The sequence below is a fragment of the Streptomyces sp. NPDC058470 genome, assembly GCF_042721055.1.
Taxonomy (GTDB): Bacteria; Actinomycetota; Actinomycetes; order Streptomycetales; family Streptomycetaceae; genus Streptomyces.
The window spans coordinates 104,150-120,658 of the sequence record NZ_JBHXMF010000003.1 but is presented as its reverse complement, the minus strand read 5'-3'; the positions used below and the strand labels follow the sequence as shown (position 1 = coordinate 120,658).

6 protein-coding genes are annotated in these 16,509 nt (G+C 71.7%); 5 read left to right on the top strand and 1 reads right to left on the bottom strand.

Translation table 11 applies throughout. The features are described 5' to 3' along the window. Positions 1-14 precede the first annotated feature (14 nt). Positions 15-2,948: a SpoIIE family protein phosphatase gene (locus ACFWP7_RS03120; protein WP_384375107.1), complete on the top strand. Its 2,934-nt coding sequence runs from the start codon at positions 15-17 to the stop codon at positions 2,946-2,948. A 37-nt stretch (positions 2,949-2,985) separates the two neighbouring features. On the opposite strand, the gene ACFWP7_RS03115 is transcribed toward ACFWP7_RS03120, so the two are convergent. Then, entirely contained in the window at positions 2,986-3,978 is a 993-nt protein-coding gene (locus ACFWP7_RS03115) for a LuxR C-terminal-related transcriptional regulator (RefSeq protein WP_384375104.1), read from the bottom strand. A 302-nt stretch (positions 3,979-4,280) separates the two neighbouring features. On the opposite strand from ACFWP7_RS03115, the gene ACFWP7_RS03110 reads away from it, so the two are divergent. The 4 genes from ACFWP7_RS03110 (at position 4,281) to ACFWP7_RS03095 (ending at position 16,509) form a co-directional block, all read left to right on the top strand. Beyond that, positions 4,281-5,615 carry an MFS transporter gene (locus ACFWP7_RS03110; RefSeq protein WP_384375420.1) on the top strand — a complete coding sequence of 445 codons (1,335 nt, stop codon included), beginning with the start codon at positions 4,281-4,283 and terminating at the stop codon, positions 5,613-5,615. After that, a complete protein-coding gene (locus tag ACFWP7_RS03105; RefSeq protein WP_384375101.1) occupies positions 5,560-14,409 on the top strand; it encodes a MupA/Atu3671 family FMN-dependent luciferase-like monooxygenase in 8,850 nt (2,949 codons plus the stop codon). The genes ACFWP7_RS03110 and ACFWP7_RS03105 overlap by 56 nt, the downstream gene beginning before the upstream one ends. Before the next feature lie 2 nt (positions 14,410-14,411). Further along, a complete protein-coding gene (locus tag ACFWP7_RS03100; RefSeq protein ID WP_384375417.1) occupies positions 14,412-15,731 on the top strand; it encodes a M18 family aminopeptidase in 1,320 nt (439 codons plus the stop codon). A 61-nt stretch (positions 15,732-15,792) separates the two neighbouring features. Then, positions 15,793-16,509: a thioesterase II family protein gene (locus tag ACFWP7_RS03095; RefSeq protein WP_384375414.1), complete on the top strand. Its 717-nt coding sequence runs from the start codon at positions 15,793-15,795 to the stop codon at positions 16,507-16,509.

The window sequence follows — 16,509 nt, the reverse complement described above, 5'->3', positions numbered from 1 at the left end:
TAAAATCTTGCAGCATGAACGCACGTCTGGCGCTGCTCAGTACGGTCGATTCCGGCATCGCCGAGAGCGAGGTCTTCCGGCTGGCACTCCAGCACGCGGTGGGCGAGCTGAACGCCCTCGGGGGAACGATTCACCTTCGCGGTCCCATGTCCGCACTGCGCCTGGTGTCGTCGACCGGCCTGCCTCCCGCTCTCATCCGACCCTGGGAGATCATCGACCAGGGAGGCCCGCTGGCCCCCGCCCGGGCCCTGTACCGGGGCAGTGGCGTGTGGGTGCCGCTGAAGCCCGGCCGCGAGGCCCCGGAAGTCACCTGGCCCGGCACCGGACTGGCCTCCTTACCCATGTTCGGCGGGGAACGCAGCATCGCCGCACTGACGGTCCTGACGGGCGACGAGGGCGAACCGACCCCCGAGCGGTGGGACTTCCTGCGGGCCGTCGTCGACTGGACCGAGGAGCGCATGGGCCAGGGACCGCCGCCGTCCGGACCCTCGCAGGCGGAGCTGAGCGGCAAGCGTGACCGGCTGCGGCAGGCTCTGAAGGAGGTCAGCGTCGGCTCCTGGGACTGGGACATCCAGGGCGGCGAGCTGCTCTGGGACGAGGCAGCCCTGGCGCTCTACGGCACCCGGCCGGAGAACTACACCGCCAGGGTCGAGAACTGGATGGTGTGCGTCCACCCCGACGACCTGGCGCCGACGCTGGACGCGGTGGACCGGGCGATCCGCGACCACGGCGTGTTCGAGGCCGAGTACCGGGTACGGCGCCTGGACGGCACGTACGGCTGGACGCAGGCCCGCGGCCGGGCGACGTACGACGAACAGGGCGAACCGCTGCGGATGATCGGGGTGGGCTGGGAGAGCAACGAGTCCCGTTCCGCCCGTGACGCGCTCAGCCGCGCCCTGCGCCACATGAGCGACGGCTTCCTCGCGGTGGACGAGGAGTGGCGGATCACCTTCGCCAACCTCCAGGCGGAACGCACGCTGGGCTTCTCCGAGGAGGAACTGTTCGGGCGCGTCCTGTGGGAGCTGCCCGCCGCCCGGGATGTCCCCGGCCTGGAGAGCCGCTGCCGGAGGGCCGCGGCCGAGGAGAAGCCCGTCGGTTTCGACGTCCAGGTGGGGGATCCCGACCGTCGCTACCACCTGCGGCTGGTCCCGGGCCCCGATGGCCGCACCCTCTACCTCACCGACGTCACCGAGAAACGGCAGCACGAGGAGGAGCGCCGGGCGTCCGAGCGCGCCGCCGGCCAACGCGCGGCGCGGATAGCGGAGTTGACGACCTCCCTCGCCAAGGCGACGACCTCGCAGGACGTGGTGGACGCGGTCGCCCGCCGGGTGCTGCCGCCGTTCGCGGCCACCGCGGTCCTGGTGCAGGCCCTTGAGGGCGACCGGCTGTACAACGTGGGAGCGGTCGGCTATCCGGACGACTTCCTCCCCATCGTCAACGACCTCCCCCGCACATCCGGCGAACCGTCCTGGGACGCCATCGCATCCGGTACGCCCTTGTTCCTGTCCTCCGTGCAGGAGTACACCGCGCGCTCACCGGAGCTGGCCGGCCGGCCCGACCGCGCGGGCAAACAGGCCTGGGCGTTCCTGCCGCTGACGGCGTCCGGCCACACCTTCGGCGTCTGCGTCGTGGCCTTCGACAGCCCGCGCCGCCTCACCGACGAGGAACGCACCCTGCTGACCACCATCAGCGCCCTCGTCGCCCAGGCCCTGGAGCGGGCCCGGCTCTACGACGCCGAGCACACCCGTTCCCGCGAACTCCAGCGCAGCCTGCTCCCCCGGGACCTGCCCGATCTCCCCGCGTGCACGGCAGCCGCCCGCTACCTTCCCGCCGGGCAGGGCATGGACGTGGGCGGCGACTGGTACGACATCATCCCGCTCTCCGGCGGCCAGGTCGCCCTGGTCGTCGGCGACGTGATGGGCCACGGCCTGCCCGAGGCGGCCACCATGGGCCGCCTGCGCACAGCGGTCCACACCCTGGCCGACCTGGAACTTCCCCCCGACGAGATCATGAGCCATCTGAACGACCTCGTCAGCGGCATGGGCGAGGAGTCGTACGTGACGTGCCTGTACGCGCTCTATGACTCGACCACCCAGCTCTGCTCCATCGCCCGAGCGGGCCATCCCCCGCCGGCGGTGGTCCACCCGGACGGCACGGTGTACTTCCCGGACGCGGCGGCGGACCCACCGCTGGGCGCGGCGGAACCGCCTTTCGAGACCGTCGAGTTGACGGTGCCGGAGGGAAGCCTGCTGGTGCTCTACACCGACGGGCTCGTGGAGTCGTCGAAGCGGGAGATGGACGAGGGAATGGCGGATCTGGCGCGCCTGCTGAGCGCGGCGCACGGGACCGAAACCGGCGCGGACCTTGAGCGGCTCTGCGACACCCTCACGGCGGGTCTGCTTCCCGCCGAACATCCGACGGCCGACGACGCGGCCCTCCTCGTCGTCCGCCTGCATGCCCTGGCCGGTGACCGGATGGCCTCCTGGCCCCTCACCGAGGATCCTCGGGCAGCCGGCCAGGCCCGCCGCCACGTCCGGGAACAGCTCCGCGAGTGGGGCCTGGACGACCTGACCTCGACGACGGAGCTCCTGGCCAGCGAACTGGTGGGCAACGTGGTACGTCACGCCAAGGGCCCCGTCAGCCTGCGCCTCCTGCACGGCGCCGAACTGATCTGCGAGGTGTTCGACGGCAGCCTGACGATGCCCCGAATCCGCCGGGCGACGGAAACGGACGAAGGAGGCCGCGGTCTGCAACTGGTCACGGCGCTCTCCCAACGCTGGGGCACGCGCTACACGGCGACGGGGAAATGCATCTGGACGGAACAGGCGCTGGTCACCCCGGACAGCCGACGGGAACCGCCGTCCGACGCAATGGAGTTGATGTTCCCGAACGTGGGGGACTTCACGGGGGACCTGGACGCGCTGCCGTTCGGGGACGAGGATCAGTAGACCGGACGGTCAGACGGGTGGACGGGCTGTCCGGACGTCAGTCGTCGCTGTCCAGCAGTCCTGTGGTCGCGAGGAGATAGCCGAGCTGGGCGCGGCTGCCGCTGCCCAGTTGCACGGAGACCTTGCGGACGTGCTCGGCCACGCTGCGGCGGCTCATCCCCAGTCGGCGGGCGATGACGCTGTCCGTCTCGCCGGAGATCACGGCGCGCAGAATGGTCCGCTGCAGATCCGAGGCGACGACATGGTTGCGCGGCGCCGAGGACGCGTGGTGCACGGGCATCGCGTGCTCCCAGGTCTGGTCGAAGGACCGGGCCAGGAAGCGGACCAGTGACGGGTCCCTGATCTCCAGTACCCCGTCGGCCACCCCGCGGCCGGGTTCCCCGTCGGCCACCCCGCGAGCCGGTTCCCGGTCAGCCACCCCGCGGCCCGGTTCCCCGTCAGCCACCCCGCGAGCCGGTTCCCGGTCAGCCACCCTGTGGGCGGATTGCTCGTCGGACACCGGGACGAAGGCGACCTCGCGGTCGCAGATGATGAAGCGTTCGACGACCTCCGCCAGGGTGCGCACCTTGGCCCCGGCCGCCGTGACCTGCTCGATGTACGACATGGTCGGGCGGTGGGTCTGGACGGTGTGCTGGTAGACGGTGCGCTGGCGGACTCCCCGGCCCAGGGCCCGTAGGTCCCTTCGCAGGGCCTGGGCGAGCGCGGCCTCGGGTCGCCCGCCGCCGGGCTGCGCCGTGAGCAGTTCGTCCCGGCAGCTGCCCACGGCCGCTTCCAGCGCCGCGTTGATGACAGCCTTTCCGGTGAGCCGGACGATCGAGGGCCGCACCGTCTCCTGTTCCTGCGTGTACACCGTTTCGAAGGCGGCCAGCCGGGCCTGCACGGACCGCAGGGCCGTGCGCTGGCGCGCCATCAGGTCCTCCAGCGGGCCGGCCGTGGCGAAGGCCGCCGCCGCGGGTGGCACGGGCACCGCGTACTCGGGCGCCTCCGGGGCGTCGATGACGAGATGGAGTTCGCGCAGGCAGGTCGGCACCTCACCACATGCGACACGGCCCTCACGCAGCGCTTCCCGGTAGGTGGCCAGCGCCGCCTCACAGGGGTGTTCCAGAGGCGATTGGCGGCAATTGCATGAGGCGGTACCGGATTGCTCGTGCTTCACAACTGTGCAGATTACATTCGTACGCATCGACTCCCGAACGGGCGAGCGACAGTCTCCCTATGGTGAACGGAGCGCCCTCGCTCATACGGCCACGAACGAGAGCGCTCCATGTCCGGCTTTGTGCGACACGACCATGACGCGGGGCGGGTTGATTCGTGACGACCGGCACGGCAGCGCTGGGAGAACAGGCGCTCAGGGAACAGCGGTACCGGATCCTGGTGACCGGCTACGCGATCTCGTCATACGGCACGTTCCTCAACATGGTGGCGCTCAACCTGTTCGTGTACGCCGTGACGGGCCGGGCGTTGGCCGTCGGCGTGTTCATGGCGGTGCGGCTGGCCGCGGGTTTCGTCGCGGGCCTGGTGGCGGGTACGGCGCTCGCCCGGTGGTCCGCGAAGGGGGTCATGCTCTGGGCCAACGTGGCCCAGGCCGCGGCGCTGCTGCTCCTCATTCTGGCCCCGGACGGGCTCCACACCGTTTCGCTGTTCGCCGTCTCGGTGGTGGTCGGCTTCTCCGGCACCGTGTTCATGGTCGCCCTGCGCAGCTCCATTCCGGACATCGTCGGTGATGAACGCAAGACCTGGGCGAACTCCTTCATGGTGAGCGGGCGTTCGCTGGCCATGGTGGCCGGGTTCGCGTCGTCGGGTGTGGTGGTGTCGCTCCTCGGCTACACCGCGGCCTTCCTGGTGGACATGGCCTCCTTCCTGGTCTGCGCCCTCACCGTCGCGCTGCTCCCGATCGCCCTCGGTCCCGGCGGGGGGACGGCTGCCGCCGGTGCGAAGGACGCGGACACCGAGGGCAGGCGCCGGATCCTCTCCCGCTTCGTCGCGCTGGGCGCGACACCGGCGCTCGCTCTGATGGTGCTGCTGCGCGGCGTCGACGCCCTGGGCTCCTCGTCGCACAACGCGGCCCTGCCCGTGTACTCCACCGAAGTCGACGCCGACAACCCGGCCGTGTTCGTCAGTGTCTTCTGGTGCGTGTGGGCGCTCGGCAACATCCTCGTCCAGCAGGTGTTGCAGCGGCACACCGGGCGGACGGGCCGCACGGTCGGAGCCCTGGGCTTCGGGCTCGGCACCATCGCGATGTCCGGCGCTTTCATCCTGGCCTTCGCCGGGCTTCCGTGGGCCGCGACGATCATCATCGCGCTGCTGGCCGGCGCGGCCGACGGGCTCACCGAAGTGTCGTACACCTCGCACCTGCAGAGCCTGCCGGCCGCGGTGCGCACCCATGCGTTCGGGACCTCGGCCACGGTGGAGAACCTCGGGTTCGGTGTCGGCATGATCGTGGTCGCCGCCGCGCTGGACTCCTTCACGGCGTTGTCGGTCGTCGGTGTCGCGCACGGCGTCGCCATCGCCGTCGCGCTGGTCTTCGTGGTCCGGGTGCTGCGGCAGCGAGGAGCGCGGGAGGTGGTGTCGGCGAGTGGCGGAAACAGCGAGAGCCAGAGAGGGGCAGACGATGCGGGACCGGCGCGTGGCGGTCGTCGGGATGGCGCTGAGGTTTCCGGGAGCTGAGACACCGGAGGAGTACTGGCAGGACATCCGGTCCGGTGTCTCGCATGTACGACGTTTCACGGACGCGGAGTTCGCGGCCGCCGGCCTCGCCGAGGACCTGTACCGGGATCCGGACTTCACCGGAGCCAGTGCGCTGCTGCACGACGTCGACGGCTTCGACGCGCGGTTCTTCGGGATGAGCGGACGCGAGGCCACCCTCACCGATCCTCAGCAGCGGCTGTTCCTGGAGTGCTGCCACCACGCGCTGGAGGACGCCGGGTACGCCGGTTCCGTGGAGCGGGTCGGTGTGTACGCGAGCGTCGGCTACCGCCTCTACTCCCTGCACAGCTATCTGGCCTCCAACATCGGCGAGTCGGTCAACGCCGCCGACTGGAACGCCGTGAAGCAGATCCAGGTCGGCAACTACGCCGACTTCACCGCCAACCGGGCGGCGTTCCGACTCGGGCTCAACGGGCCCGCGGTGAACGTCGCGACGGCCTGTTCGAGCGCGCTCGTCTCGGTCCATCTGGCCTGCTCGGCACTTCTGGAGGGCGATGCGGAGGCGATGGTGGTGGGTTCCGCGGCGCTGCACCTGCCGCAGGTCACCGGGCACCGGCACATGAAGGGCTCGACGATCTCCAGGAGCGGTGCGGTCCGGGCCTTCGACGCCGCGGCGGACGGCACGGTCGGTGGCAACGGAGTGGCCGCGGTGGTGCTCAAGCCGCTGACGAAGGCGCTCGCCGACGGCGACACCGTGCACGCGGTCGTGCTGGGCTCCGCCGTCACCAACGACGGTGCGGGCAAGGCCGGTTTCGCGGCTCCCGGGGTCGCGGGCCAGCGGGATGCGGTGCTTCGCGCGCTGGAGCGTGCCGGGATCTCCGCCGACGAGATCGGCTATCTGGAGGCGCACGGCACCGGCACCTACAAGGGTGATCCGATCGAGTTCGCCGCGCTCACCGAGGCCTTCCGCCGGCACACCGACCGTACGGGCTTCTGTGCGCTGGGCTCGACCAAGCCGGCCATCGGGCACCTGGACAGCGCCGCGGGCCTCGCCTCACTGATCAAGGCCATCCTGGTCCTGCGCCACGGCGTCATTCCCCCGCTGGTGAACCTGACCCGGCCCAATCCCCAACTCGGCCTGGACGAAAGTCCGTTCACGCTTCCTCGGCGACCCACCGCGTGGCCGTTCCCCGGTCCACGGCGGGCGGGCGTCCACTCCATCGGCATGGGCGGCACCAACGCGCACGTGATCCTGGAAGAGGCCCCGGCGGCCCCCGTACGGGCGCAAGGCGCTCAGGTGCCTTCACTCCTGCCCCTGTCCGCACAGAGCCCCGAGGCCCTGGAGGCGTACGCCCGTTCCTTCCGCGACGCCCTGGTGCGCGACCCGGACATCGCACCGGCCGACCTCCTGACGACGGCCGCGCTCGGGCGGCGGCAGCTGTCCCGGCGGCTGGTCGTGACCGCTCCCGCCGAGGGGCTGGTGGCCGCGCTCGACGCGTTCCTCGCGGCTCCCCGGGGCAGCGCGGCGACCATCGCGCCGTACCGCACGGGGACCGTGGACATCACGGCACCGGCGGCCTCACCCGCGTACGTCTTCAGCGGACAGGGCGGCGGCCGTCCGGGCATGGCCGCGGCGCTCGCCGGTCGGTTCCCGGTGGTGGCCGACGTGCTTGAGCAGTGCGCCCGCGTCCATGAGGAGGAGACCGGGGAGCGGTACTTCCTCGACCGGCTCGTCGGCGGGGCGGGCCCTCAGCAGTGGGACACCGTCTTCGCGCAACCGGCGATCTACGCCTTCCAGGTCGCGCAGGCCGAGCTCTGGCGGCGGTTGGAGGTGTCCCCCGCCGCCGTCGCCGGGCACAGCGCCGGGGAGTTCGCCGCCCTGTGCCTCGCGGGAGCCCTGTCGGTGGCGGACGGCATGCGGCTGATGTGCCGCAGGGGCCGGCTCATGCAGGACACCGAGCCCGGCGCGATGCTCGCCGTGTTCGCTCCGCTGGAGCGCGTACGTCAACTCCTCGACGAGAGTGGCCGATACGGGTATGGGCGCCTCGAACTCGCGGTCTCCAACGGGCCCGCCCACCAGGTGGTCGCGGGCCGCCCCCAGGCGGTGGAAGCAGCCCGGGCCTGGCTGGCCGGACAGGGGGTTGCGGGCGAGCCGGTCCCCGTCGACCGCGCCTTCCACACCGAGCTGCTCGACCCCGTACTCGACGAGCTGCGCCTGGCCGTGGAGAGGACGGAACTGCGACCTGTGCGGACGGCGTTCGTCAGCGGACTCGACGGGGCGGTGCGGGCGCCGGGCTGGCTGCCCGACGCCGACTACCTCGTACGTCAGGCTCGCCAACCAGCCGATTTCCACGCGGTGTTGAACACCCTCGCGCCGCACCACGCCCTGATCGAGCTGGGACCCGGCGCGCCGCTCACCGGCATGGCCCGCCGGGCGCTGCCGGACACCCTCTGTGTACCGACCCAGGGGCGCGGCTCCGGCACGGACGGACTGTGGTCGGCGGTGGCCGCGCTGCACTGCGCCGGCGTGGGCATCGACTGGGCGGCGCTTCTCGACGGCTGCGGGGGACGGCGGATCCAGCTCCCCAAGTATCCCTTCCAGCACCGGTCGTACTGGACCGGCCCACCGCCGTTTTCCCGTCCCCGCCCCTGTCCGGCGGCGGACTCCGCACCCGCAAGCGAAGGTTCCGTGGAGGTTGGCATGACCGAACAGGCAGTCCTGGAACGGGTACTTGAGCTCACTTCGCAGCACCTCGGGTATCGCGTCGACGAGGTCGGCGCGGGGGACGCCTTTGTCGCCCTCGGTGCGGACTCGCTCCAACTCATCGGTATCCTGCGGCAGTTGGAGGGCGAGTTCGGGGTGCGGATATCCGCCCAGGAGCTTCTCGAGGAGGCGCCGACGCCGGAGCTGACCGCCCGGCTGATCGCCTCGCGGACGGGACAGGACCGACCTGAGCCGGATACCGCGGTGTACTTCCCGACATCGGCTCCGGCTCCGGCTCCGGCTCCGGCTCCGGGTCCGGGTCCAGGTCCGGCTCCCGCACCCGCACCCGCACCCGCACCCGCACAAACACCAACACCAACCGAACCCGTTGCCGCCCCAGCCCCGGAATACGCCTCCCGCCGAAATCGCCGAACTGACCCGCCAGGTGAACCTGCTCGCCGAGACGCAGACGGCCATGCTGACCCAACTCTCCGAAGCGATCGCCCTGCTCGGCGCCGAGCGCGCCCGATGAGTACGTCCGCCGCGGACCGGGCCGCGGAACTCTCCCGGAAGCTCACCGAGCAACTGGCCGCGGCCAGGCGCCCCACCGCACCGTCACCCGCGCCACCGGCAGTGCATGGCCCGCACGTAACCCTCCCCGACGGCTCCGGCATGCTGGGCGACACCGCCAACACCCGTCAGCGTGCCCACGTCGCCGAGCTCGGCCGACGGCTGTCCGAGCGCACCCGTACGTCCAAGGAGCTGGCGCAGAGCCGACGGTCCGTCCTGGCCGACAGCCGGGCCGTCGTCGGTTTCCGCCGTTCCACCAAGGAGACGCTGTATCCGCTCTCTGCGCGCTCGGCACGCGGGGCGCGTCTGACGGACGTGGACGGCAACGACTACACCGACATCACGATGGGCTTCGGCGCGCTTCTCTTCGGCCACGAGCCGGAGTTCGTCACGCGGGCCGTGCACGAACACCTCGCCCAGGGGCTGCGGTTCGGCCCCCGCCCCGTGGAGGCGGGTGAAGCAGCCCAGCTGCTCGCCGACTTGACCGGCATGGAACGGGTGGCGTTCGCCAACTCCGGTACGGAGGCGAACTCCGCTGCCATCCGGCTGGCCCGCGCCGCCACCGGACGCGACCGCATCGTCATGTTCCGCGGGTCCTACCACGGCCACATCGACTCCGTACTCGGTCGCCCCGGCCCGGAAGCCGGGCGCTCGGTGCCCGTCTCGCGCGGCATCCCGGACAGCGCCGTGTCGGAGCTGATCGTCCTCGAATACGGCAGCCAGGAGGCCCTGGAGACCATCGACGCACTCGGCGACTCCATCGCCGCGGTCCTCGTCGAGCCGGTCCAGTGCCGCAACCCCACCCTGCGCCCGGTCGACTTCCTGCGCGGCCTGCGCGAACTCACCCGCCGTCGCGGCATCGTGCTGCTCTTCGACGAGATGCTCACCGGCTTGCGCCCGCACCCGCGCGGCGCACAGCACCACTTCGGTGTCGTCCCCGACCTCGCCACCTACGGCAAGGCCCTCGGCAGCGGCTTCCCGGTCGGCGCCGTCGCGGGCCGCGCCGACATCCTGGACGGCGTGGACGGCGGCTTCTGGCGGTACGGCGACGACAGCCGCCCCGAGGTCGAGACCACGTTCTTCGGCGGTACGTACATGCAGCACCCGCTGTCCATGGCGGCGGCCAAGGCGGTGCTGACCCACCTCACCGACGAAGGCCCGGGCCTCCAGGAACGGCTCAACGCCCGCACGGACGCCCTCGCCGCCGACCTGAACACGTTCTTCGGGGACGAGGAATTCCCCCTGGAACTAAGCCACTTCGGGTCGATGTTCCGGTTCACCCCGCGGGCCGACATGGAGCTGCTCTACCAACACCTCCTGCTGCGCGGTGTCTACGTATGGGAGTGGCGCAGCTTCTATCTGTCCACCGCCCACACCGACAGCGACATCGAGCGGGTCTCGGACGCGGTGAAGGACTCCCTGCGCGCCCTGCGCCAGGGCGGTTTCCTCCCGGCGCCCCGCAAACGCACGCCAAAGCCGAAGCCGCAGCCCGCGCGCCCCCGTCCGGCCCCCGACTTCGGGGTGTACTTCTTCGGCGACTACCCGGACGCGACCGCCACCCGCCGAGGCACCCAGCCCGCCGACGCCTACGGGCAGATCGTCGAGACGGCCCGTTTCGCCGACGAGCGCGGCTTCAGCTCCCTCTGGATACCGGAGCGGCACTTCCATTCCTTCGGCGGTCTCTTCCCCAACCCGTCCGTGCTCGCCGCCGCGCTGGCCCGGGAGACCAGCCGCATCCGGCTGAACGCCGGTTCCGTCGTCCTGCCGCTGCACGATCCGGTCCGGGTCGCCGAGGAGTGGTCGGTCGTCGACAACCTGTCGGGCGGCCGGGTCGGCATCGGCTGCGCCACCGGCTGGCACGCACGGGACTTCGCCCTCCACCCGGACCGCTTCACGGACCGCAAGGAGATCGGCCTCGCGCACCTCGACGACGTACGGACCCTCTGGGCCGGCGGCACCCTGCGCCGCGGCACCGGGGACGGCGCGGAGACGGACGTACGGATCCATCCCGCCCCCGTGCAGGATATGCCGCCGATGTTCCTGGCCACCTCGGGCCGTCGCGATGCGTACGAGGAGGCGGCGCGGCGCGATCTGGGCATCGTCACCAACCTCATGAACCAGACGGTCGCCGAGCTCGCGCAGAACATCGCCGCCTACCGCGAGGTCCGTGGAAGGCACGGCCTGGATCCCGACGCGGGCCGGGTCACCGTGCTCCTGCACACCTATCTCGGCGACGACCACGTCACCGCGCGTGCACAGGCACTGGAGCCGATGAGCCGCTATCTGCGCTCCTCGCTGCAGATGCGTTCCGCAGCGGGCGCACTCGGCGCCGGCCCCCAGGACGTGGCCAGGGCGCGCGACGAAGACCTGGACCACCTCTTCCGACGGGCCTACGACCGCTACTGCGACGAGCGGGCCCTGATCGGCACGGTCGGCACCTGCTCCCCGGTGGTCGACGCGTTGCGCGAGGCGGGCGTCGACGAGATCGCCGCGCTCGTCGACTTCGGCATGCCCGCCGACCTGATGCGCTCCGGGCTCGAACACCTCGACACACTGCGGGGGCGCCACCACCCCGCCGCCGCCGACGTGTCGGGACCTGCGACCGACGCCCAGCGCCGGCTCTGGCTCGCCTCCCGGCTGATCGGCGACGGTGCCGCGTACAACGAGGTCCAGGCGGTGCGGCTGCGCGGCCCGCTGGACGAGGCGGCGCTGACCGGCGCCGTGTCGGGGCTCGTCAAGCGGCACGCGGCACTGCGGACGGTGTTCCGCGCGGGCGGCGGGGACGAGACCGTGCGGCAGGTCGTACGGGGCGGGCTGGACGTTCCGCTCCAAGTGACCGACGCCCGGGGGCAGGAGGCCCACGCGGCGGAGGCGGCGGTCGCGGATGAGGCGGATGACGCGGCGATCGCGGCGATGCTGGCGGAGGAGAGTTCGCGGCCGTACGACCTGGCCGAGGGGCCCTTGTTCACGCCGCGGCTGCTGACGCTCGCCGACGACGACCATGTCCTGGTCTTCGGCCTGCACCACCTCATCACCGACGCGCACTCCGCCGGGATTCTCGCGGCGGACCTGGAGGAGTTCTACAAGGCCGCGGTGCAGGGGCGTCCGGCGCGGTTCCCGGCGCCCGCCGGGAGCACGGTGGGCGCCGTCGAACCCGAGCGGGACCCGGCCGATCTGGAGTGGTGGCGGACCTGTCTCGCGCCACTGCCGCCCGTGCCCGCGCTGCCCACCGACCGGCCACGCGGCCGTCGGGTGGCCGGCAGCGGCGCGGCCGCCGAGATCCGCCTCGACGGCGCGCGTACCGCCGGGCTCCAGCGGTGGAGCGGCCGGCAGGGCGTCACGCTCTTCGCCACGCTCCTCACCGCCTGGCAACTGGTGCTCCGCGAACGCTCGGGCCAGGACGAGTTCGTCGTCGGTTCGACCTTCGGCCGGCGCACGCCGGGGACCGCCGACACCGTCGGTTTCCATGCCACCGTGCTGCCACTGCGGGCGTCCCTGCCGGCGACGTTGCCGCTGACCGCCGCCGTACGAGCCACCCGCGACGCCCTGTTCGCCGCGGACGCTCACCAGTACGTCGACCTCGACGCGCTGCTCACGGACGTCAACCCCGACCGCGGCAACCCACGGCCGTTGATCACCGTGTCCGCCGACCTCGACACCGCGCCGCTGACCCGGCTCGCGCTCCCGGGGCTGCGCGCCGAGGAGGTCGACGGAGGTACCGAATCGGCGCCGCTGGAACTGGCGTTGATGGTCGTACGCAGCAGCACCGGCGGTCTGCGGCTGCGCATTCGCTACGACGCGGACCTCTTCGACGCGGCAACGGTTCGGGGGTATCTGGCTGGCCTCGACCGCGTCCTCGGTGTCATGACGGGCGGTGGCGCTGAGCTGGTGGGGGACATCACCGCACCCCAGGAGAGGCTGCGCAGCGTCTGGCAGTCGGTTCTCGGAGTCGACGTCCTGGCCGACGACGCCAACTTCTTCGAGCTGGGCGGCAATTCGATCGCGGCGATCCGGCTCGTCAACCGGGTGCGTGAGGTGCTGGGTGCCGAGGTCGCGCTGGCGGACTTCTTCGCGGACGCGACCTTGGGTGCGATGGCCGGCCGACTGGGCGGCAGTCACGAGGACTTGGCAGACGTATCCGGCAGGGCGGGCCCTCCGGCCGAGGATGGGATCGTCGACCGGGCCAGGGTGAGTGACCAGCAGGACCGGATGATCTCCGGGCACTACTCCGTACCGCAGGCCCAGATCTGGAACGTACCGACCAGGATCCGGTTCCGGGGAGCCCTCTCCCCCGACGCACTGCGCTCGGCGCTCACCGAGCTGACGCACCGTCACCACAGCCTGCGGACGCGCTTCGTGAGGGAGGAAAAGGACGGGGAGGACGTCTGGTGGCAGGAGGTGACGGCCGAGCGGCCGGTGCGCCTCCAGGTCGACGACCTCACCCGGCTCGCCCCCGAGCGGCGCCTCGCGCGCGCCGACAAGGTGCGCCGCGACCTGGCCGGGACGCCCATCGACATCACCCGTTCGACGCTGGCCCCGCCGAGGCTGTTGCGGCTCGCGGAGGACGAATGGGAGCTGATGTTCGTCCTGCACCACATCTGCGCCGACGGCTGGTCCCACTCGCTGCTCGTGTCGGAACTCGCCGAGCTGTACCGGGCCGCCGCGGCCGGCACCGCACACCGGCTCGACGCGCCCTCGGCCCAGCCCACCGACTACGCCCGCCACCAGCTGGCGGCGAAGGACCCGGCCACCGAGGCACGCCGGGCCGCGTACTGCGCCGGCTATCTCGAAGGGGTCCCGGTCCGGCTCGATATGCCCACGGACCGCCCCCGGCCCGAGAAGCTCAGCGGCGACGGGGACACGGTGCGCGGCATGGGATCCGGTGAACTCCGTACAGCGATCGAGGAGTTCGCGGCCGAGCGGCGCGTGACACCGTTCGCGGTCACGGTGGCGGCCCTCGGGGTCCACCTCGCCCTGCTCTCCGGCGAACGGGACGTGCTGCTGGCTGTCCCGTACGCCCATCGCGAGGGCCCGGAATGGGCATCGCTGGTGGCGATGACCAGCACGTCCGTCATGGTCCGGATCCGCGTCGATCCCGCCGAGAGCTTCGCCGAACTCGTGTCGCGCACCGGCGCGGAGGCGCTCGCCGTGATGGCGAACGTCCTGCCCACCGCACAGATCCTGCACGCGATGCGCGACAGTGGTGCCACCGAGGTCCCCGACCGGGTGCCGTACATCCTGGCGTTCCAGAATTATCCCGACACCGACATCGAGATCCCCGGACTCGACGTCGAGGTGACGGATCTGGCGCCGCCGGTGGCCCGCGCGGAGCTGTGCTTCGGCATCTCACCGCGCCGTGATCCGAGCCTCGGATACCGGACCTTCCTGGAGTACTCGGCCGACCTGTGGGACAGGAACTCGGCCGAGGACCTCCTCGCCTCTTACATCACGCTGCTCGACGACCTGTGCGCGCACCCCGACCGCCGGGTCGAGGCGACACCCACCCCACACGCCACATCCCGAGAGGCAGACTCCGAGTGACCATCTCCACCCCGATCTCCACCCCCACCGACCACAGCCACAACGAGGACCTGCTCGCCTTCCTCAGGGACAGCTCCTCGCCGTACCACGCCGTGGCCCAGGCCGCGCGCCGCCTGGAGAAGGCGGGCTTCACGGAGTTGCGGGAGACCGAGGAGTGGGGCGGGCACAGCGGGGGCGTCTTCATCACCCGTGCCGGTGCCCTGATCGCGTGGTACGTCCCCGCGGGCGCGCCCGCCCACACCCCCTTCAGGATCGTCGGAGCGCACACCGACTCCCCCAACCTGCGGGTCAAGCCGACGCCGGACACCGCCTCCGCGGGCTGGCGGCAGATCGCCGTGGAGATCTACGGCGGGGTCCCGCTCAACACCTGGCTCGACCGGGACCTGGGTATCTCGGGGCGGCTCTCCCTGCGTGACGGCACCTCGGTCCTCGTCAAGATCGACGAACCACTGTTCCGCGTACCGCAGTTGGCCATCCATCTGGACCGCTCGGCCAACGAGGGCCTCTCGCTCGACCGGCAGCGCCAGACCCAGCCCATCTGGTCCCTGGGCGAGCGGGAACAGGGCGCGCTGCTGCGCAGGGTCGCGGCCGCGGCGGATCTGGCGGCCACGGAGGTTCTCGGCTGGGACCTGATGCTGCACGACATCCAGGCACCCGGACACCTGGGCGCGGAGCGCGAGTTCCTGGTGTCCGCCCGGATGGACAACCTGGTGTCCGTGCACGCGGGTGTCACGGCGCTCACGGCGGCGGCCGACGCGTGGTCGCAGGGCGCCGGGCCCTCGGCCGGTCCCCGGATCCCGGTGCTTGCCGCCTTCGACCACGAGGAGTGCGGCAGCGGCTCCGAGACCGGCGCCCAGAGCCCGCTCCTGGAGCGTGTGCTGAGCCGGTCGGTGGCCGGCCGGGGCGGCACCGGTGAGGACTGGTCGCGGGCGATCGCGGGCGCGTTCTGCGTGTCGTCCGACATGTCCCACGCGGTGCACCCCAACTACAGCGAGCGGCACGACCCGGACAACCATCCGCTGCCCAACGGCGGTCCCGTGGTGAAGGTCAACGTCAACCAGCGGTACGCCACCGACGGCACCGGCTTCGCCGTCTTCGTGGCCGCCTGCGAGCGCGCCGGAGTGCCGTGGCAGCGGTTCGTCTCCAACAACGCGATGGCCTGCGGCACTTCGATCGGCCCGATCACCGCGGCCCGACTGGGCGTAACCACGGTCGATGTGGGTGTGCCCGGCCTGTCCATGCACTCCGCGCGCGAACTGGTCGGCGCCAGGGACCCCGGCCATCTGGCCCGGGCGCTCACCGAGTTCGTCACGGCGGGCTGACCACGTGGCTGCGAAAAACGTCGCACTCAGAGGCGCTGCCCCGCAGGACGCCTCCTTGCGTGTGCTGATCATTCCGCACGCCGGTGCCGGGGCCGCGAGCGGTCTGGCCTTCGCGGAACACGCTCCGGCCGAGTGGCTGGTGGCGACGGTCCGGCTGCCGGGCCGGGAGTCGCGCATCCGGGAGAGCGTCCCGGATCTGCCCGGCCTGGTGGCGGACGTCGTGGCGACCATCCGTTCCCTGCCCGGTCCCGGCACGGCCCCGCTGATCATCGTCGGGGTGTGCTCCGGCGCGGTCATCGGCCTTGAGGCGGTGCGGGAAATCCTGCGTGACGGCAGCATCCATGACGGCCGAGACCGGGTCGCGGGTCTGGTGGTCGTCTCGCAGTGGGCCGTGAACGAGAAACCCGATCCCGGGCGCCGACTGCTGCGCGACACGGACGACAGGGACCAAGTTCTGGACATTATCCGGGAGTTCGGCGGTGTCCCGACGTCCGTCGCCGCCAACCAGGAGATGCTCCAGCTCGTGCTGCCTGGCATCGTGGCGGACATGCGGGCCGTCGAGGATTACTCGTCGGACCCGGAGCCGCTCCTCGGCTGCCCGCTGCTCACCGTGTTCGGGGACGAGGACCACCTGTGCCCCGACGAGCGGACCGCCGACTGGTCCCTGTTCAGCGAGAACACCCGCAGTGCGTGGGTGCCGGGCGGTCACATGCTGCTGGCGGAGAACCCCGCCCTGCTCGTGGACGCCCTCGTCGGCAATCTCGACCAGTTCGGGTGA